Here is a 19,089-nt window from a genome sequence, read left to right as displayed (position 1 = left end):
TATCAACATGATCAAGGTCTTGCCTACACCATGAATTTCACGATGCTCAGATACCGACTTTTTAATAAAAGCGTATTGACGATATCTGACACATAACATTGCTGTTATGTTTGGAGGAGGCTACTCCCCTTGTCAAACTAAATTCTTTTTTGGATAAAACTTATCCAAGTCCACATAGAATGGCAGATTTTTTTGTATTACGCAACTGAACTTCATGTGGTGGTTTTACTACATAAAAGCTCTAGAGGTTATTTAATCAAACCACGGTCTAAAAGCGGTTTGCATATAATCTGGTAAAGGTGAATAAAGAATGCTGTTAAAGGTGTACCATAAATATTCCAGAAGTAATAACCGGCTGTGTTGACCAGTAACGCGACAATAAAAGCACCCAACATATCTAAAGGGAAATGCACACCTAAATAAATACGTGACCACGCCACCACAAATGACAAAAATAAAAGAATAATTCCAATCATTTTGCGCTGAGCAAACAAATAAGACAGGGCTATGGTGCTAAAAATCAGCATATGATTACTTGGAAAAGACGCTGTTGGTGCATGTTCAATAAAGGTGGTGCCCACACCCATCACAAACGGTCTTGGGTGATGGTAAAACAGAGAAATAACGTAACCGACTAAAAGCGATACACAGGTTAGAAAGACAGATTTAATGACCCTATTTTTTAAATCTTGATCGCCATAAAACCATAAAAATGTAAGTATGAATAAAAGAATATAGAGGAGATCATTAGCAAAAAAGATAGCAAGACGAATGATAAATTGACTCGCATCCTGAGCCCCATTAATGACATGGAATAAGCTAAGGTTGAGTGTTTCTAAAGACATTCATATTCCAAACAAGAACAAAAACGTGAGCTATGATAAAGAATTAAGCTTAAGGTCTTGATAAAGAATTGTCACAAAAATGAAATATAGTTTATTTGTGAGTAAATAATAGACAGTAAGGCTAGATAATTTTTAATGCGTGTTCGGGGCGTTAATATTAAAGTGTTAACGTGTTGGCACTTTATTCGAGAACGTTATTTTATGACTACTCAAGAAAAACAGAAAAAATTAAGTTTGAGGCCCCTATCTCCAAGAGATCCAGAACAGCCGCATAGAGCAGCAACTCCCCTCGAATTATTATTCGATTTAATTTTTGTGGTCGCGATTGCAACAGCGGGTCAGCAGCTACATCATGCAATTATTGAAAATCATCTATGGCATGCATTACCAAGTTATCTGATGGTATTTTTTGCACTGTGGTGGGCATGGATGAATTTTTCATGGTTTGCTTCGGCTTACGATAATGACGATGCATTGTATCGGTGTCTTACCTTTGTACAGATTGTAGGGTCATTGGTCATGGCCGCAGGTATTCCTGATGTGTTCCATAGTCAGGATTTTGACATCATTATTGTCGGCTATGTGATTATGCGTTTGGCTTTAGTCACCCAGTGGCTGAGAGCCGCAAAACATGACCCTGAACGGCGAATTACAGCGTATCGCTATGCCATAGGTATCGTATTGGTACAAATTGGCTGGCTTGTTGCTAACTTTGCTCATGCCCTTTCAATTCCTTTATTTTTACTTCTGGTTGCGGTCGAGTTATTTGTTCCTATCTATGCAGAAAAATATTCTCCTACGCCGTGGCATCCTCATCATATTGTAGAGCGCTATGCCCTTCTTACTATTATCGTTTTAGGGGAATCCATCGTAGGTAGCTTTAATGCCATTCGTGATGCGCTTGCGGCTCAATCTATTAATATTCCGGCTGTTTTTTTAATGATTGGCGGATTAATGCTGATGTTTGCAATGTGGTGGGCTTACTTTGACCGCAGTGAACAGCATCATCATATTAAAGGTGTACGTCCGTTTGTTTGGGGATATGGCCATTATTTTGTTTTTGTGAGTATTGCTGCGGTAGGTGCTGCGCTTGCCGCCGCCGTGGATGTCACCACGCACCATGCCCATATTTCTGATTTATACATGGGTGTAATTGTCGCGGTGAGTGTGGTGCTTTATACCAGTTGCATATGGATACTTTATGAGTTTCAGTGCTTATCTGGAATTACTAAATGGTTTTATCCTATTACTGCACTCATTATTTTATGTATTCCGTTTATTTGTAATAACGTGGGATATAGCGTGTTTGCGATGGGTATTGTCTATACGTTACGTTTATTCATCTCGAATAAATTTATGGAAAATATAGAGCCAAAACAGGTTTAAAAAATAATTAAACTAAAAAAACGGGTTTCAATTTGAAACCCGTTTTTTATTGAATCATCTGGAGCGCAAGTTAAGCAGCTTTAGCTTTTAATGCGCTCATAAGTTTTTGATGTAAGCCACCAAAACCACCATTAGACATAATTACAACGGCATCACCCTCACCTGCTTCATTGACAATACGTTCAATAATTTCATCAAGTGAACGGCTGACTTGGGCATGGTTAGTCGCAGCTTCAATCACAGGTTGTAAATCCCAATCTAGGCCTTCTGGCTGATACCAAATCACTTCGTCTGCTAAACGAGCAGAATGTGCTAAGCCATCTTTATGGCTACCCATGCGCATGGTATTTGAACGTGGCTCAATAATGGCCCATAAACGACGTTCGCCTAAACGTTTACGTGCGCCATCTAAAGTCGTGTCGATTGCTGTTGGATGGTGAGCGAAGTCATCATAAACCTCAATACCATTGATCGTGCCGAGTAACTCCATACGGCGTTTTACACCGCCAAAGTTAGACAAAGCTTCACATGCCTTTTCAAGCGAAACGCCCACATGCTGAGCGGCTGCAATCGTTGCCAATGCATTCGCTACGCTATGCTGCCCTGTCATGCTCCATTTCACTTCGCCAACAACATTGCCATTTTCGAGTACTTTAAAATGGCTGCCATCAATTGAAATTAATTCAGCAGACAAAGCCGCTTTTTCATTTGCTTCTAAACTTGTACGAATCACTGGTGTCCAGCAGCCCATTTCAAGTACTTCATCAATATGTGTTTCAGTAATTGGCGCAATAATACGGCCTTCACTTGGAATAGTACGAACCAGATGATGGAATTGCTTTTGAATCGCTGCTAGGTCATCAAAAATATCGGCATGGTCAAATTCAAGGTTATTTAAAATCGCCGTTTTTGGATGATAATGAACAAACTTAGAACGTTTATCGAAGAAAGCTGAGTCATATTCGTCGGCTTCAACCACAAAGTATTTGCCACCGCCTAAACGAGCGCTTTCACTAAAACCAAGTGGAACACCGCCAATTAAAAAGCCCGGGTTTAAACCCGCCTGATCAAGTACCCAAGCGAGCATGGTTGTCGTAGTTGTTTTCCCGTGAGTACCCGCCACACCAAGCACATGTTTACCTTGTAAAACATGATCAGCAAGGAACTGTGGACCAGAAATATATGGCAGACCTTCATTTAACATGTATTCGACAGCATCTATACCACGTTTCATGGCATTGCCGACAATAACCAAGTCCGGATGAGGCTGTAAATGGCTACGGTCATAGCCCTGCATGAGTTCAATACCTGCATTTTCTAACTGGGTAGACATTGGCGGGTAAACGTTTGAATCGGAACCTGTTACCTTATGTCCTAAATCACGAGCTAAAAGTGCTAAAGAGCCCATAAAAGTGCCACAAATACCCAAGATATGCAGATGCATTGCTCGCCTTCTCCACTGCTTTTGTACACAGTATTAATGTGAATTACTGTGTTTTCATTATTGATAAATTTGCCAGCAACGATAGCAAGGCTCAACTGGAAAAGATAGTCAAAATTCGTTGTTGTTCTATGTGTTTGAGGCGTTCATAAAAGTACAGCTTTATTTTTTAGATTTAAGCTGAATTACAGTTTTATCTTTTATAATATTTTCGATCCATATTAATACTTACATCATCGTGATGATGAAGGATGTGCCTTTGAGCCCAACGGTTTTAGCTTTCGTTCTGTTAATTATTTCTAACTGTTTTATGACACTTGCATGGTATGGGCATCTTAAGTTTTTGCACCACGCACCATTCTGGCAAGCGATTTTATTTGGTTGGACTATTGCCCTGCTTGAATATAGTTTTATGATTCCGGCAACTCGACTCTTGAGTGACCAAGGTTGGACTTTGGGTGAAATGAAAATTACCCAAGAAGTTGTCACGCTTATTGTATTTGTTCCATTTATGGTGTTGCTATTTAAGCAGCCGTTCAAGCTAGACTATGTTTGGGCTATGTTATGCTTGTTTGGTTGTGTCTATTTTGTATTTAGAAGCCAGTAAAATTATATGAAATTGGGTTTTCAGACAGATCGTTGTTAAATCCATCGGAATCATGCTTTTTCCACATAAACTTGGGCTTTGGGGTGAGTGAAAAAACAGCTATAATATTGGCCTCATCTTTTTCTCTCATGCTTGGCTTGGTACAAGTCGAGTTTTTACCATTTTTACGCTTTGGAAATGCCAATGAACGCGGTCGCAACAGATACCCAACCTTTAGTCGGAATTATCATGGGTTCCCAGTCCGATTGGGCAACGCTTGAACATACTGCCAATATGCTTAAACAACTTGGTGTCCCATTTGAAGCGGAAGTGGTATCTGCTCACCGTACTCCGGACCGTTTGTTTGAATATGCAGAAACTGCGCGTGATCGTGGTATTCAAGTGATTATTGCAGGCGCTGGTGGAGCTGCGCATTTACCAGGTATGTGTGCGGCAAAAACTGATTTACCTGTATTGGGTGTACCAGTTAAATCATCAATTTTAAATGGCGTAGATTCATTACTTTCAATTGTACAAATGCCAGCAGGTATCGCTGTAGGTACTTTGGCAATTGGTCCGGCTGGTGCGACCAATGCTGCGATTATGGCTGCTCAAATCTTAGGTTTAACTCGTCCTGAAATTGCAAAAAATGTTGCAGATTTCCGTGCTGCACAAACTGATAAAGTTGCAAGCAACAATATTCCGGGACAGGTTTAAGAGGCTGAAATGGATAAAACTATCGGTATTTTTGGTGGTGGGCAATTGGGCCGTATGATGGCGCAAGCAGCTTTACCATTAAATATTCAATGTACTTTTTTTGAAGCAAATACAGATTGTCCAGCAGGTGTTTTAGGCCAAGTTTTTTCTAGTCAAGATGAACAAGGTTTAAAGCAGTTTATTGAAAGTGCTGATGTTTTTAGTCTTGAGTTTGAAAATACACCTGTTGCAGATGTAGATGTGTTAACACAAACTAAAACACTGCACCCTCCCCGTATTGCTTTAGCAACTGCGCAAAATCGTTTGTCAGAAAAAGCATTGTTTGATGAACTTGAGATTCCTGTTGCGCCGTATCGTGCTGTAGATAGTCTAGAAAGCTTGAAAAAAGCTGTTGCTGAGCTTGGTTTGCCGATTGTACTTAAGACTGCAACTGGCGGATATGATGGCAAAGGTCAGTTTGTACTTCGTTCCGAAGACCAAATTGATACAGCTTGGGCAGAGCTTGGTCCTGCAAAAAGTTTAGTGGCTGAAAGCTTTGTGAAATTTTCTCGCGAAGTTTCGATTATTGCAGTACGTGGTCAAAATGGTGAAGTGAAGACTTGGCCATTGGCTGAAAACCACCATCACAACGGTATTTTGTCGCACTCAATCGTACCTGCACCGAATAGTGAAGCTCTACAACCTGTTGCTCAAGACTACATTACGCGTTTGTTAAATCATCTCAACTATGTAGGTGTGCTAACTCTCGAGCTATTTGTGACAGAACAAGGCTTGTGTGCAAATGAGATGGCACCACGTGTGCATAACTCAGGCCACTGGTCAATTGAAGGTTCTGTATGTTCACAGTTTGAAAACCATATACGAGCTGTTGCAGGGTTACCATTGGGGTCAACAGACGTTGTTCGACCAACGGTTATGATCAATATTATTGGTCAGCATCCTAAAACTGAAGATGTTTTGGCACTAAATGGCGCTCATCTGCACCTTTATAACAAATCGGAACGTGCTGGCCGTAAGTTAGGTCACATTACGTTAATGCCTGTGGATAGTAATGAATTGACGAATTTATGCCGTCAGTTAGCGAAAATTTTGCCAGAACCACTCGCTTTAACAGATGATATGATCATTTAAATAAGTTAAATTTTCTAAAAAGCGATCTTCGGATCGCTTTTTTTGTCTTTTAAATTTAAAAAATATTAAAATCCTGTTATTTGCTCATTGTGGATAACTTTTGTTGAGCTTTTGAATTTAAATATAGGCCCTAATTTTGAATTTAAAAATGAAATAAGTTGTTTTGAGGCTTTTTGAATTTAAAATAAGTTATCCCCAATACTTAAAGATTGAATTTAAATCTTGTGCTTTAGCTTGCGTTTATTTTGAATTTAAAAAGATGCATATTGTCTGAGTGATATTTTGAATTCAAAACTGCGCCTGACTTTTAAATTTAAAACGTATATTCATGAGTAGCCAAGGGTTTGTACTTCACAAGAGTTATGAAAAGCATAAAGAATATAGTGTGTAAGGCACTTTAGGTGTGTGGTTTTATGAGTTATCCACAAGTGGATGGGGTTTGGATTTTTAAATTTAAAATGAAGTTTTTGAATTTAAATTAGAGGGCAGATTTTGAATTTAAAAATTAATTCATCTTGTGAGGAAAGTTTTAAATTCAAAAATAGAGGGGAAATTTGAATTTAAAACTCTGGAAATGAATTTAAAGAAGTAATTATGAATTCAAATTTACGATTTCTCTCTGAAAAATTTGAGTCCATAATGGTATGGTACTTACAAATTTAAATTTAAAAATTGAACTAGGATAATATGCGACGTTTTTCTTGTATTGTTGGGTCTGTATTTTTGGCGATGACCCAGGCTCAAGCAGAGCTGGTAATTAATGGTTCTACAATATCTAGTAATGCGACTGTTCCAGTAACGAATAGTGATACTTATACGCCTAATAATAATTTCCAGAGCTGTTTGGCAAATTTACGTTCACAGGCTATTGCTGCTGGTGTTTCAGGTAGCACTTATGATCGCTATACGCAAAATTTAACACCAGATTACTCGGTGATTGATAAGTTAAATTACCAACCAGAGTTTTCGACACCGATTTGGGATTATTTGTCTGGTCTGGTAGATGAAGAACGTGTTGCACTTGGAAAACAAAAACTTGCACAACACCGAGATGTTTTAAATCGTGCTTCTCAAGTGTACGGTGTGCCTGCTGAAACCATTGTAGCGGTATGGGGTGTTGAAAGTAATTTTGGTGATATCTCTGGAAAATATCCTTTATTACAAGCGCTTGGAACTTTAAGTTGTGAAGGGCGTCGGCAAAGTTATTTCCGTACTGAGTTTTTTGCCACAATGCGTATTTTACAGCGTGGTGACTTAACTGAAGATCAACTTAAAGGTTCATGGGCAGGAGCATTTGGTCATACTCAATTTATGCCATCAACTTATGAACGCTTAGCGGTTGATTTTGATGGAGATGGCCGACGCGATTTAGTATCGAGTACTGCAGATGCATTGGCTTCAACGGCTAATTTCTTGAATAAAGCAGGTTGGCAGACGGGTATGCCTTGGGGCTTTGAAGTTCAAATTCCAGCAGGCATGTCAATTGATGGAGAAGGACGACGCTCGAAAAAACCATTAAGCAGTTGGAGTGCGCGAGGAGTAACACGGATTGATGGTTCGCCACTAATACAAGGTCCTTTGTCTGGTAGTACGCCAGCCGGTTTAATGGCTCCAGCAGGACCAAGTGGACCAGTATTTTTAGTATTTAAGAATTTTGATGCTATTTATAGTTACAACGCTGCGGAAAGTTACGGGCTGGCAATTGCACATTTGTCTGATCGCTTAAGAGGAGCAGGTCCATTTGTTAGCTCTTGGCCAACTGATGATCCTGGTACTTCACGTGCAGAGCGTCGCGAAATTCAGCAATTTTTGATTAATCGTGGTTATGATATTGGTGCTGTTGATGGATTGATTGGCGATAAAACCCGTGTTGCTATTCGTCAGGAGCAAACCCGTTTAGGTTTAAATCCAACAGGACGGGCAGGGCAACAAATTTTACGTGCATTCCGCCAAGAACAAGCACGAAAAATGATGCAATAAAATATTCAATAAAAAAGGTCTGCATATGCAGACCTTTTTTATTAAACAGCTAAACTATAGATTGATCTAGCTTAACTGCTTCCAATATATCAAAAATAACTGAGGTAACATCTTGGCTTAAATCACGGTCATTAAAGATTTCATAAGCAGTAATTGTGACATCTGTATCACTTGGTAGCTGCTTTTGTTCTTCTTCAATTAGGTGCTCGATAGGCAATAATGTCTGCTTAACTTCCAGATGTAAAATATCTTTATATTCAATATTTTCATCTTCAAGCTCAATTTCTTGCTCATTGAAGTAAGGTAATAAAATAGAATGAAGGTAAGGTTTAAGTTCAATAATATCAAATAGTTCGATATCTCGAGTTTGCTCAATCGTACTAATGTGATCATTTACTTCAATCAGGATATGATAATAACTCATCTTGATCTCCATTCTATTTTAGACGGCTCTTACAACCACAATAACATGACTTTGACATGAATTTCGATGTATCTATTTATAAAATAGATACATCGTATGAGTTCAGTATCTAATTATTGAGGTAAAGCGCTTAATAGATCACGATCAGCATCAGTTAAAATATTACTTTTTTTATCGCTATCTTTTCGAACTGAGTACATTAAAGCGCCCGGTTGATCACTATGTTTTAAGCCAAGTGCATGGCCTAATTCATGAGCAATTGTTAAACGTAGATCATCAATAGAACTATATTCATAGATCATGATTTGTTTACCGTTATAAATACCTTTCTTAAATACATCAGCTTGGGCATTTTGCTTAAACTGATTTAATGATTGATTGAATTCATCATTAATCTGGTTAAAGTGAGTAACCTTTTTATTTAAGTCTGCAGCTTGCTGATTATAAGCAGCGATATCTTTCTTTAAAGCAACTGTCTGTTTCTGTAAATCTTTCTGAGTTTTCGAAAGTGATTTTGCAGTGTATTCAGGTGCTAATTTTCCTTCCTTAAACTGCATCATCTGTTGATCAAAATTCTTCAATTTCTCATTTAAGATCTGTTTTTTATTTTCAAGATCCGATTGAGTTTGACTTAAATTTTGCTTCAACTGTTTAATTTGTTGTTGCTCATCAATTACACGTTGTTGGTCTTGTTTGAACTGAGAAGCGATTTTTTGACGCTCTGCTGAACGATTTTGGCTGTCATCGTATACAAGACGAATTTCTAACTTTGCATTTGGGTCATAAGTAAAGTAATTTTTACCTGTACCTTCTTTCCAAATATCAGCAGCTTGCTGTGTAATCTGGATCAATTGCTCTTGACTTAAACCAAAACGAGGGTCAACTTCAGCAATTTTATATGTCAAATGTTGAACATTTTTTTGCTGAACTTGGGTGTGTAGGGGAGTTGCAAGATTAGCATTAGCCTGAAAATTAGAAAAAGCAAAGGCCATGCCTAATAACAAAGAAGTTAAACGCATAATCAAAGGGGGGAGATTTGAAAAAAACGTATTATAAGAATATAAAATGAAAAATCAATCAAAAAATATACAATTTAGACAAAATAATGAGACTTGTGTCTCATTATTTTTTACCAAATGCCAAATTATTTTTTAGTAAAAATTGAATAGTTTTTATTTTATTTAGTTTATTTAATCAGTTAGTTTTAATGATTTTCGTCATTTGAACCATATAATGTAGCCAATAGATCTAAATCTGAATTTGTTAATTTGAAGTTATGAATATCTTGCTCTCTTAAAAGAGGGTACATCAAAGACTTAGGATCATCGGTGTGTTTTAAACCTAATGCATGTCCAAACTCATGAGCAAGTGTTAGGCGCAGATCATCGAATGAAGTAAAGCCATAAATCTGAATTTGGTTTTGACTAAACAAGCCTTTATGAAAAGTCTTTGAGCCAGAAGTCGTGCTCAAATTAAATTGCTCAATAGATTGATTAAGCAGGTTTTGTTGTTGATTTATTTGCTTAATTTGTCTATTAAGCATTTCTATTTTATTGCTATGTTGAGAAAACTTTGTTTGTAATTCTAACGAAAGCTGGCTTAACTCAGCTTGGCGTTTGTTTAAACTGCTTTGAGTAAATTGCCCATAGTTTCCTTGATTAAAAAGAGATACATCTTTTTGATATTGTTCGAATTTATACTTGAGATTCTCTTTTTCTTTATTCAAAAGAGAAGTTTCCTGATCAATTTGTTGTTTAAATAAAAGAATAGCTTTATTTTTCTCTCTCCATTCTTCCTGCTGCTTTAATAGCTCATTTATACTATTTTTTCTTTCATTTTGAGTAGCTTGTTGATTGTCCAATACTAAATTAATAGTAAGCTCTGCTTGAGAATCATAAATAAAATAGGTTTTCCCAGTTTCTTTTTGCCAAATTTCAGCTGCTTCTTTACCAATTTGAATAAATTGTTCTTTCGTTAATTCAAAACGTGGATCTATATAATCAATCCTATATTTTAAAGGCTGATTAAAAGAAATATTTGATAAATTGCTTTGAGCAAAAGCAGTTACCTGTAAGCTTATACTGAAGTATAAACTTATTCCCCACCATAGAAATTTTTTCATGGCAAAAATAAAAATATAAATAAATTCTTATTGTTAGGATGTAATCCTTATTCGTCAAAGTGATAAAAATGACCAGAGATAGCGATTGTTTTGTGAAATTGCTAAAGAAAGAGAATAAATAAATATATGTGTTTGGCATTAATGGAAAAATTAATGGATTACATAACAGTGATTTTAATTTTTTAAAATATCTATAAATAATAAATAGTTAATTTTTATAATTGACTATTTTGCCTATTAAGTTCATGGAAATATATAAAAAATATTATTGTTATTTTTTGTAAATAATAAAAAACCGCGCCTTCGCGCGGTCTTTTTTAAAGAGACAAATTATTTTTTGTCATCTTTTACTTCAGTGAACTCAGCATCTACAACGCCATCGTCTGCTTTTTGTTGACCAGCATCACCACCTTGGAATGCATTTGGGTCGAAACCTTCAGCACCGCCAGCTTGTTGCGCTTGTTCATAAGCACGTTGAGTGATCGGCATTAAGATGTTTTGTAAAGCTTCAGTTTTCGCTTTGATTGCTTCAACATCATTTTCTTTTGTTGCTGCTTCAAGTTCAGAAACTGCTGTATTTACCGCTGTTTTTTCATCTTCAGTCACTTTGTCACCAAGATCTTTAACAGCTTTGTTTGAGCTTGAAATTAATGCATCAGCTTCGTTACGAGCTTTTGCAAGTTCTTCAAACTTACGGTCTTCTTCAGCATTTGCTTCTGCATCTTTAATCATCGCTTCGATTTCAGCATCAGATAAACCTGAGTTTGCCTTAATCTGGATCGATTGCTCTTTACCAGTGCTCTTGTCTTTTGCAGACACTTTCAAGATACCGTCAGCGTTAATATCGAAAGATACTTCAATTTGTGGCACACCACGTGGAGCAGGTGGGATGTCACCTAACTGGAAGTTACCCAACAATTTGTTTTGTTGAGCCATCTTACGTTCACCTTGGTAAACTGAAATATCTACCGCTGGTTGGTTATCAGCAGCAGTAGAGAACACTTGTGATTTCTTCGCAGGAATCGTTGTGTTTTTCTCAATGATTGGTGTTAATACACCACCCATTGTTTCAATACCTAAAGTTAAAGGTGTTACGTCAAGAAGCAATACGTCGTTCTTGTCACCAGACAATACAGCACCTTGAATTGCAGCACCGATTGCAACTGCTTCGTCAGGGTTCACGTCTTTACGTGGCTCTCTACCGAAGAATTCTTGTACTTTTTGTTGTACAAGTGGCATACGAGACTGACCACCAACTAAGATGACGTCAGAGATGTCAGAAGTCGAAAGACCAGCATCTTTAAGTGCAATCTTACAAGGTTCAATAGTACGAGCAACTAAATCAGCAACTAAACCTTCAAGTTTTGCACGAGTTACGTTGATCACTAAGTGTTTAGGACCAGTCGCATCAGCAGTGATGTATGGAAGGTTGATTTCAGTTGCATTCGATGAAGAAAGCTCGATTTTTGCTTTTTCAGCAGCTTCTTTCAAACGTTGTAACGCAAGTGGATCGTTTTTCAAGTTTACGTTTTGTTCTTTCTTGAATTCTTCAACCAAGTATTCAATTAACGCGTTATCGAAGTCTTCACCACCAAGGAAAGTATCACCGTTAGTTGATAACACTTCAATTTGTTGGTCGCCATCAAGGTCCGCGATTTCAATGATAGATACGTCGAATGTACCACCACCTAAGTCGTAAACTGCAACTTTACGGTCGCCTTCTTTTTTGTCCATACCGAACGCAAGTGCAGCAGCAGTTGGTTCGTTAATGATACGTTTAACATCTAAACCAGCGATTTTACCCGCATCTTTAGTTGCTTGACGTTGAGCATCGTTAAAATAAGCAGGAACGGTAATTACCGCTTCAGTTACTGTTTCACCTAAATAATCTTCTGCAGTTTTTTTCATCTTTTTCAAGATTTCAGCAGAGATCTGTTGAGGTGCTAGTTTTTTATCGTTTACTTCAACCCAAGCATCACCGTTGTCTGCTTTGATGATTTTATAAGGTACAAGACCGATGTCTTTTTGTACTGCTTGATCTTCATAACGACGACCAATTAAACGCTTGATCGCGAATAATGTATTTTTAGGGTTTGTTACTGCCTGACGCTTAGCGCTTTGGCCCACTAAGATCTCGCCATCTTTATACGCAATGATCGATGGAGTTGTACGTGCGCCTTCTGCGTTTTCGATTACTTTTACTTTATCGCCTTCAAGTACAGCAACACATGAGTTGGTAGTACCTAAGTCAATACCAATAATTTTTGCCATTTGGTGTGTTCCTCTAAAATTCTGTTGCAATGTTTTTGCTTGTTATTCGATATGAGAGTCAATCAGTTTTTTTCAAGCATTTTTATGAAAAAAAATCAAAAAACTCTCAAATTCTTGGGCTTTAGCAAAGAGATGCTTTGCTTTTGCTCATTTTATTGACCAACCATAACCATAGCAGGGCGCAATAAGCGGCCATTTAAGGTATAGCCTTTTTGTAAAACGGTACCGATTTCATTTGCTTTTGCATTTGGATCAATGCCAACAGCTTGGTGTAAATCTGCGTTGAAACCATTTTGAGTATCAGCTTCTACAACGCCAAATTTCTCAAGAGTCGTTAAAAGTGACTTTAAGGTTAACTTAACACCTTCAAGTACAGGCGTTTCTTCATCGCCAGCTGCCTGAATTGCGCGTTCTAAATTGTCGACAGAGTCCAACAATTCTTTTGCAAATTTCTCAAGCACAGTCTCTTTATGCTTCTCAGACTCACGCTGAATACGCTCTACACTTTTTTGTGCTTCGTAAACTGCATTGGCAGTACGAGCTTTTTCAAGCTTAAGATTTTCTTCTAGTTTAGTGATTTGCGCTTGTAAAGATTCAACGGTAACGTCGTTTGCTTGCTCTACACCTTCAGCCTGAGTTTGCTCGTTAGATTGCTCAACTTGCTCATTTTGAATGTCTTGAGCTTGCTCGTTTTGCTCATTAGCCATTGATGATCTCCGTTTAAATGGGTTTTTAAACATGTACAGTCCTTTTTGGCATCAGTATTTACTGTGTAAAACCTGAACTGCCATGCATATGCTGTAATTCATTAATAGGGATGAAGTATGGGCATTGCCTAAAAATTCAAGCGTACACGGCAATTTAAAGCTTTTAATTTTGCGGTTTTAAGTAAAAATCTAAATTTTCGATCATAAAAGCTATAAATTCTTGAGTGATTCGGGGTAAATGTTGTCTAGAAGCATACACGACCGACAAACTTAACTCGGGGGCCGTAAAATTTTTAAATAAAGCTTTTAAGCGTTTTTCTTTTAAATCTTTCTCAACTAATAATGTAGGCAACATTGCGACTCCCTGTGCATGTAAGCACATATCGTAAAGTGCATTCACATCATTACTTTTAAAAGTGACATTTAGAGGATAGTTTTGAGGTTGTTGTTCATTATCAAAAAGTGTCCAGAATTGATGCTGGCTATGATGTGCAATACATTCGTGTTGAATGAGTTGACGAGGATGGAGTAGGGGACTGTGCTGTTTTAAATAATCAGGATGAGCACAGAAAACGGATTCAATTTGACAAACTGGCCGTGCAATTAAACCATCTGCGACTTTTTGAGTAATGCGTAGTGCCAAGTCCACTTGTGCATCTATAAGATCCATCGTGCTTTCAGTCAGGTACACATCAAACTGAATATGAGGATGCTGTCTCTTAAATTGCCGAATACATTCCGCAACCCCAAGTTCAAATAGAAATAATCCGCATGTAAAACGGATTGTACCGTTGTGTTGTTCAGGCGCTGCGAGTTCTTGCAAAAGTTGTTGCTGCTGTAAAATATTTTCGCAGTAGAGCAGAGCTTTTTCACCTGCGGGTGTAAGAGATATTTTTCGGGTATTTCTCTGAAATAGTCGAGTTGAGAACGTATGTTCAAGGTGCTCAAGATAACGCGAAACCATTGCACGAGAATAATTGAGATGCTCTGCGGCTTTAGTTAAATTGCCATGTTGTGCAATAGAAACAAAGACCTGAATGGCTTTTAAAGTATCCATATGCCTAGCTATTATTACAATATATGCAACAGTTTATCTTAAATTAGTGCGTTTATCTTACATAAATTGCAATTTAAAGTGTTCTTCATGAAACAGGAGAATACCTAATGAGATTATTTAAATTATCCGCTTCCGCACTTGCTACTGCTACGGCATTAACTATGGCTCAGTCAGCTTTTGCTCAAGATCTGAAAATTCAGAGTTTTCTGGCTAAACCAGAGCACTTTGGTGTCACCTCAACCTTAATAGAAGGCGACAAAGAAGTTTTACTGGTTAATGCACAATTCTCAAAATCTGAAGCATTACGTATTGCTGCAAATATTCTCGATAGCGGTAAAACATTAAAAACTATTTTCGTAAGCTATGGCGACCCGGACTATTATTTCGGCTTAGATGTATTTAAACAGTATTTCCCGAATGTACAGATCATTGCTACGCCGGAAACAGTAAAGCATATTCAGGATACTCAAGCGCTTAAAGTTAAATATTGGGGGCCACAAATGGGTGCAAATGCACCTAGCCAAATTATTGTGCCTCAAGCTTACACTGCTAAAACTTTAAAACTTGAGAATGAATCAATCGAGATTAAAGGTAAAAAAGAGCTTACTTATTTATGGGTTCCTTCTGCAAAAGCAGTTGTGGGTGGTATTCCGGTATCTTCAGGTATTCATTTATGGATGGCAGATACACCTAAAACCAAAGATCGTGTGGAAGTCATTCAATCTTTAGAAAGCATCAAAGCACTGCAACCTAAAATTGTTGTACCTGCTCATATGGTTGAGGGAGCTCCACAAGGTTTAGATGCTGTTAACTTTTCGATTAACTATTTAAATAGTTATGAAAAAGCAGCTAAAGCAACTAAAAATGCTACTGAGCTGAGCAAGCTCATGCAGAAGCAATACCCAACGCTTCAAAGTGTTGATAGCTTAGAGCTCGGCGCTAAAGTGGTAAAAGGTGAAATGCAGTGGCCATAATCTAATGTTTAAGCCATATTAACTTTCAAGAAAGCCGTGACAATTCACGGCTTTCTTAGAGAAAAATCGATTTTAAAAGTCAAAAAGCTCTGTAACAATCTACGCAACTTGTATTGCGTTTCTATAAAGGGAAATATTTTGAATATATCTGTCAAATAGAGAAAAAATAAAAAATTGATAAAATTAAACAAGTGCTTATCTATAGTTTCATTTATAAAATAATATAGTTGATTTAAGAAAGTAATTTTAATAAAAAATTGCAGAATTTGTACCGCTATTACTACAAAAGACAACCAATGATACGCACGTTGAGAAAAAAAATTGTGAATTATAGGCAGCGCGAAGATGAACTTTGCATTTAAATGTTTGTCGTAATGAAAGGAAAGCTATCATGAAAAAATTAGGTCTTATCTCTGTAGTACTTGCTGGTGTTGCATTTACAGCTGTTGGTTGTGCATCAGAAGCTGGTTTAAACGCTTCTGGTTCTGCTCAAACAAGTGCTAGCCCATCTGGCGTACAAGCTGGTGTTGGTGTAGATGCAGGTGTTTCTGGTCAAGCTCAACCAGGTCAAGTTGATGCTGGCGCTTCTGGTTGAGTTTCAGGCTCTGCAACTGCTCAGTAATTTGCTGCTAAAAATAAGAGATATGAGTTTATAGAACGTATATGTTCAAGATGCCGATACATATATGAAATGAGCTGCTACTCATTTTTCTATAAATTAGAGAGAATTTATATTCCTCAAAAAAGCCCCAAGAGACTTATTGCTTTGGGGCTTTTTATATAGAAGTAGTATGTTTAGTCATCATGACGATAATCTCTATGATCATGATCTCGGTCTTCTAAGCGTTTCTTCTCCCATTCACGGTGTCGTTTTTCCCATTCACGACGGTCCTTTTGCTGTTCACGAATATCTTTGCGTTGTTGTTCATATAATCTTTTACGCTCTTCCCAACGTTTGCGTTCCCACTCACTATATCGACGTCCATCGTTACGGTCATAACGATCGTCATCATGATCATGGTAACCATAACCACCGCGATAATAAGGATCATCTGTATAAGCAACACAGCCTACAGTTAAAAGACTGGTTGCTAACAAAGTAACAACTAGTTTTGCTGACATAGCAGTACCTCTTTTTGTCTGTTAACAATAATTGGCAAAAAAGTCCTGTTTTAAACGACAGATTTGTTAATGACATTTGCTATAAATCAGATTAGCGTAGATTGGTTTTTACCTTTGTATCTTGATTGCATGAGTTGTATGCGAATATAGTCAAACAACAAAGAATTCTGTAGAAAATATGAAGGATAAGAGGGATTCAAGGAGACAGGCATGACAGCATTTAATCAAAAAATTCAAACATTGCTAGATAAGGGGCAAGGTCCTGCTGCTCGAGCACTTGATAGGTTACCTCGACTAGCTCAAGAGTCTCTCGCTAAAATTTTAGGATACTCTTATCAATATCCAGATCTCGATTCATTTACGAAATGCATGATGGCTGTGCAAATTAAACAGGGGAGAGTGGGATTTATTGGTTCAGACCCAATTGAATCAAGAAGAGCATTCGATGCACAAATGCAGGCCATACGCCAAAAACCAACTGATATTGAGTTAGTAGAAGATATTCGCTTACCCCTACAAAGCGGGACTATCTTTGCTAGACATTATCATCCTGCCCCTAACAAAAAACTGCCCTTAATCGTGTTCTATCATGGAGGTGGTTTTGTTGTAGGTGGTTTGGATACTCATGATGAGGTTTGTCGCTTATTAGCAAAATATGCAAAAGTACAGGTGCTCAGTATCGACTATCCTTTAGCACCTGAAGTTTCACCACAACATTTAATTCAATCGTGTGAAGATGCATTAGCTTGGGTTTATCAAAATCGCAGACAATTAAAAATATTAAAAAGTAGAATTGCTGTCGCAGGGGATAGTGCTGGCGGAAATATTAGTACTGTTGTAGCGCAAAGATCAGTAAATAAAGCTTATGCTCCGCAGGCACAATTATTGATTTATCCTACAGTCGACTTCAAAAGTAGACATCCTTCATTTTATGCTTATAACGAAGGGTTAGTCTTAACAAATACTGATATTGACTATGTCACACAGTATTATGCAACTCATCATAATGTAGAACTTGATGATCCAATAATTTCACCTACCTATGGCAATCTAAAGAAAAACCCGCCCGCTTTTGTGATTACAGCGGGGCATGATGTTTTACATGATGAAGCTAAAATATATAGTCATAAGTTAAGACAAAATGGCGTGAAAATGTATTATGAAGAATTTCCGGATCAGACTCATGGCTTTATTAACCTGACTCCGATTTCTAGAAAAGCAAAACGTTATACGATCGAAATTAGTAAAAACTTTAGAAAGTTTTGGGATAAAAATAGTTAAGTAAGCTGATTAATCCATGTTTCACGTGGAACGTGGATTAATATAAAAGCTATATAAAGCTATTAATAAATACTCACTAGAATTGTTTGCCGTAGGCGATTAGATTTAACGGTTAATTATTTATAAAGTTGTTGTAGGGTAATATGAAAAAATTACTGATGTTGTTGTGTTTAGGAGTAAGTAGTCACTCAGTGTGGGCGAATACCTTAGTTGAGATGCAAACAAATTTAGGCAACATCGAAATAGAGTTATACGATGATAAAGCACCAATGAGTGTGAATAACTTTAAAGGCTATATAAAATCTGGTTTTTATAAAGAGACCATCTTTCACCGTGTCATTCCAGGATTTATGGCTCAAGGTGGCGGAATGACTGCGAACATGCAGGAAAAGACAACACGAGCACCTATTAAAAACGAAGCAGGAAATGGTATTGCAAATACACGGGGTACTTTGGCGATGGCCCGTACTTCAAATCCTGATTCAGCAACTAGCCAGTTTTTTATAAACGTTGCAGACAATAACTTTCTTAACCGTTCACCAGGAAATCCTGGATATGCCGTTTTTGGTAAAGTGGTCAAAGGAATGGATGTAGTTGACCGTATTGTTCAGGCTCCTACATCAAACTATGGCATGCATCAAAACGTACCAAAACAGCCTATAAAGATAGTAGATATAAAAATCAAAAATTTTCAAAAATAAATTAACTATATAAATCAGTTATTTAATTATTTTTAAAATTTTATTTGGCTGAAAAAGAACCGGTCGAGCGCGCATATTTATAAAAGTGCTTGCGTACCGGTTTTTTTTCCCTATAATGCACTCATCCCGACGCGATACACGAGAATATCTTAGCTTACAGGGTTAAGATGAAGGTTTTGTATTGCGTTGAATTCTGTCTCTGATGAGGAGCAGAAAAATCATTAAGAGAATTGAAGAACAACTTGTGTGGATTTTTACTGATTGATTAATCGAAATAATTTTCATTGATTGATTGGTTTAAATTACTCGAAGTTTATTTGAGCGAAATTTAAGTCAGTAATTGA

At 37.3% G+C, this 19,089-nt stretch carries 16 protein-coding genes and 2 pseudogenes; 9 read left to right on the top strand and 9 right to left on the bottom strand.

Annotated features, from left to right (window positions below):
• Positions 1–248 precede the first annotated feature (248 nt).
• Positions 249–845 (bottom strand): undecaprenyl-diphosphatase, encoded by a 597-nt coding sequence (locus NQ782_RS18000; RefSeq protein ID WP_000051337.1) that lies wholly within the window; start codon positions 843–845, stop codon positions 249–251.
• A gap of 135 nt (positions 846–980) precedes the next feature.
• Here NQ782_RS18000 and NQ782_RS17995 point away from each other — a divergent pair, with 135 nt between their 5' ends.
• On the top strand, positions 981–2,231 hold the full coding sequence (locus NQ782_RS17995) for a low temperature requirement protein A (protein ID WP_057094138.1): 1,251 nt from the start codon (positions 981–983) through the stop codon (positions 2,229–2,231).
• Between the two features lie 70 nt (positions 2,232–2,301).
• Here NQ782_RS17995 and mpl read toward each other — a convergent pair whose 3' ends face one another.
• On the bottom strand, positions 2,302–3,675 hold the full coding sequence (gene mpl / locus NQ782_RS17990) for a UDP-N-acetylmuramate:L-alanyl-gamma-D-glutamyl-meso-diaminopimelate ligase (protein WP_000550105.1): 1,374 nt from the start codon (positions 3,673–3,675) through the stop codon (positions 2,302–2,304).
• 241 nt (positions 3,676–3,916) lie between these two features.
• Here mpl and NQ782_RS17985 point away from each other — a divergent pair, with 241 nt between their 5' ends.
• The 4 genes from NQ782_RS17985 (at position 3,917) to NQ782_RS17970 (ending at position 8,086) form a co-directional block, all read left to right on the top strand.
• Positions 3,917–4,279: a DMT family protein gene (locus tag NQ782_RS17985; protein ID WP_002018080.1), complete on the top strand. Its 363-nt coding sequence runs from the start codon at positions 3,917–3,919 to the stop codon at positions 4,277–4,279.
• Between the two features lie 183 nt (positions 4,280–4,462).
• Positions 4,463–4,975: a 5-(carboxyamino)imidazole ribonucleotide mutase gene (gene purE / locus NQ782_RS17980; RefSeq protein ID WP_000994663.1), complete on the top strand. Its 513-nt coding sequence runs from the start codon at positions 4,463–4,465 to the stop codon at positions 4,973–4,975.
• A 9-nt stretch (positions 4,976–4,984) separates the two neighbouring features.
• Positions 4,985–6,106 (top strand): 5-(carboxyamino)imidazole ribonucleotide synthase, encoded by a 1,122-nt coding sequence (locus tag NQ782_RS17975; protein WP_057094140.1) that lies wholly within the window; start codon positions 4,985–4,987, stop codon positions 6,104–6,106.
• A 687-nt stretch (positions 6,107–6,793) separates the two neighbouring features.
• Positions 6,794–8,086: a lytic murein transglycosylase gene (locus tag NQ782_RS17970; RefSeq protein ID WP_001252439.1), complete on the top strand. Its 1,293-nt coding sequence runs from the start codon at positions 6,794–6,796 to the stop codon at positions 8,084–8,086.
• A 49-nt stretch (positions 8,087–8,135) separates the two neighbouring features.
• Here the strand turns inward: NQ782_RS17970 and NQ782_RS17965 are convergent, their stop codons facing one another.
• The 6 genes and pseudogenes from NQ782_RS17965 to NQ782_RS17940 form a co-directional block, all read right to left on the bottom strand.
• Positions 8,136–8,522: a hypothetical protein gene (locus NQ782_RS17965; protein WP_001985173.1), complete on the bottom strand. Its 387-nt coding sequence runs from the start codon at positions 8,520–8,522 to the stop codon at positions 8,136–8,138.
• Positions 8,523–8,623: 101 nt separating this feature from the next.
• Positions 8,624–9,603: pseudogene (locus NQ782_RS17960) on the bottom strand (M57 family metalloprotease).
• Between the two features lie 111 nt (positions 9,604–9,714).
• A complete protein-coding gene (locus NQ782_RS17955; protein ID WP_086231026.1) occupies positions 9,715–10,632 on the bottom strand; it encodes a matrixin family metalloprotease in 918 nt (305 codons plus the stop codon).
• A 330-nt stretch (positions 10,633–10,962) separates the two neighbouring features.
• A complete protein-coding gene (gene dnaK, locus NQ782_RS17950; RefSeq protein WP_001062605.1) occupies positions 10,963–12,903 on the bottom strand; it encodes a molecular chaperone DnaK in 1,941 nt (646 codons plus the stop codon).
• Between the two features lie 152 nt (positions 12,904–13,055).
• Complete coding sequence (gene grpE / locus NQ782_RS17945; RefSeq protein ID WP_001262789.1) at positions 13,056–13,610, bottom strand: nucleotide exchange factor GrpE; 555 nt, start codon at positions 13,608–13,610, stop codon at positions 13,056–13,058.
• A gap of 128 nt (positions 13,611–13,738) precedes the next feature.
• Positions 13,739–14,667: pseudogene (locus NQ782_RS17940) on the bottom strand (LysR family transcriptional regulator).
• Positions 14,668–14,774: 107 nt separating this feature from the next.
• Here NQ782_RS17940 and NQ782_RS17935 point away from each other — a divergent pair.
• Both NQ782_RS17935 and NQ782_RS17930 read left to right on the top strand, forming a co-directional pair.
• The gene (locus NQ782_RS17935; protein ID WP_001235986.1) at positions 14,775–15,641 is read left to right on the top strand and encodes an MBL fold metallo-hydrolase; all 867 of its coding nucleotides are present in this window, start codon (positions 14,775–14,777) and stop codon (positions 15,639–15,641) included.
• A 391-nt stretch (positions 15,642–16,032) separates the two neighbouring features.
• On the top strand, positions 16,033–16,236 hold the full coding sequence (locus NQ782_RS17930) for a hypothetical protein (protein WP_030424428.1): 204 nt from the start codon (positions 16,033–16,035) through the stop codon (positions 16,234–16,236).
• 200 nt (positions 16,237–16,436) lie between these two features.
• Here NQ782_RS17930 and NQ782_RS17925 read toward each other — a convergent pair whose 3' ends face one another.
• Entirely contained in the window at positions 16,437–16,763 is a 327-nt protein-coding gene (locus tag NQ782_RS17925) for a hypothetical protein (protein WP_001274778.1), read from the bottom strand.
• A gap of 210 nt (positions 16,764–16,973) precedes the next feature.
• Here NQ782_RS17925 and NQ782_RS17920 point away from each other — a divergent pair, with 210 nt between their 5' ends.
• Complete coding sequence (locus tag NQ782_RS17920) at positions 16,974–18,044, top strand: alpha/beta hydrolase (protein WP_000123590.1); 1,071 nt, start codon at positions 16,974–16,976, stop codon at positions 18,042–18,044.
• A 143-nt stretch (positions 18,045–18,187) separates the two neighbouring features.
• Complete coding sequence (locus NQ782_RS17915) at positions 18,188–18,745, top strand: peptidylprolyl isomerase (protein ID WP_002009385.1); 558 nt, start codon at positions 18,188–18,190, stop codon at positions 18,743–18,745.
• Positions 18,746–19,089 lie beyond the last annotated feature (344 nt).

The sequence above is a fragment of the Acinetobacter sp. BD54 genome, from assembly GCF_044778325.1.
Taxonomy (GTDB): Bacteria; Pseudomonadota; Gammaproteobacteria; order Pseudomonadales; family Moraxellaceae; genus Acinetobacter; species Acinetobacter baumannii.
The sequence above is the reverse complement of the archived record's forward strand: the minus strand, read 5'-3'. Positions and strand labels throughout refer to the sequence as shown.

What these genes read in the sequence shown, in the direction of transcription:
- grpE (WP_001262789.1), bottom strand. Translation starts at nt 13,610, where the DNA reads ATGGCTAATGAGCAAAACGAGCAAGCTCAAGACATTCAAAATGAGCAA.
- purE (WP_000994663.1), top strand. Translation starts at nt 4,463, where the DNA reads ATGAACGCGGTCGCAACAGATACCCAACCTTTAGTCGGAATTATCATG.
- NQ782_RS17935 (WP_001235986.1), top strand. Translation starts at nt 14,775, where the DNA reads ATGAGATTATTTAAATTATCCGCTTCCGCACTTGCTACTGCTACGGCA.
- mpl (WP_000550105.1), bottom strand. Translation starts at nt 3,675, where the DNA reads ATGCATCTGCATATCTTGGGTATTTGTGGCACTTTTATGGGCTCTTTA.
- NQ782_RS17955 (WP_086231026.1), bottom strand. Translation starts at nt 10,632, where the DNA reads ATGAAAAAATTTCTATGGTGGGGAATAAGTTTATACTTCAGTATAAGC.
- NQ782_RS17985 (WP_002018080.1), top strand. Translation starts at nt 3,917, where the DNA reads ATGAAGGATGTGCCTTTGAGCCCAACGGTTTTAGCTTTCGTTCTGTTA.
- NQ782_RS17925 (WP_001274778.1), bottom strand. Translation starts at nt 16,763, where the DNA reads ATGTCAGCAAAACTAGTTGTTACTTTGTTAGCAACCAGTCTTTTAACT.
- NQ782_RS17975 (WP_057094140.1), top strand. Translation starts at nt 4,985, where the DNA reads ATGGATAAAACTATCGGTATTTTTGGTGGTGGGCAATTGGGCCGTATG.
- NQ782_RS17920 (WP_000123590.1), top strand. Translation starts at nt 16,974, where the DNA reads ATGACAGCATTTAATCAAAAAATTCAAACATTGCTAGATAAGGGGCAA.
- NQ782_RS17915 (WP_002009385.1), top strand. Translation starts at nt 18,188, where the DNA reads ATGAAAAAATTACTGATGTTGTTGTGTTTAGGAGTAAGTAGTCACTCA.
- dnaK (WP_001062605.1), bottom strand. Translation starts at nt 12,903, where the DNA reads ATGGCAAAAATTATTGGTATTGACTTAGGTACTACCAACTCATGTGTT.
- NQ782_RS18000 (WP_000051337.1), bottom strand. Translation starts at nt 845, where the DNA reads ATGTCTTTAGAAACACTCAACCTTAGCTTATTCCATGTCATTAATGGG.
- NQ782_RS17930 (WP_030424428.1), top strand. Translation starts at nt 16,033, where the DNA reads ATGAAAAAATTAGGTCTTATCTCTGTAGTACTTGCTGGTGTTGCATTT.
- NQ782_RS17965 (WP_001985173.1), bottom strand. Translation starts at nt 8,522, where the DNA reads ATGGAGATCAAGATGAGTTATTATCATATCCTGATTGAAGTAAATGAT.
- NQ782_RS17970 (WP_001252439.1), top strand. Translation starts at nt 6,794, where the DNA reads ATGCGACGTTTTTCTTGTATTGTTGGGTCTGTATTTTTGGCGATGACC.
- NQ782_RS17995 (WP_057094138.1), top strand. Translation starts at nt 981, where the DNA reads ATGCGTGTTCGGGGCGTTAATATTAAAGTGTTAACGTGTTGGCACTTT.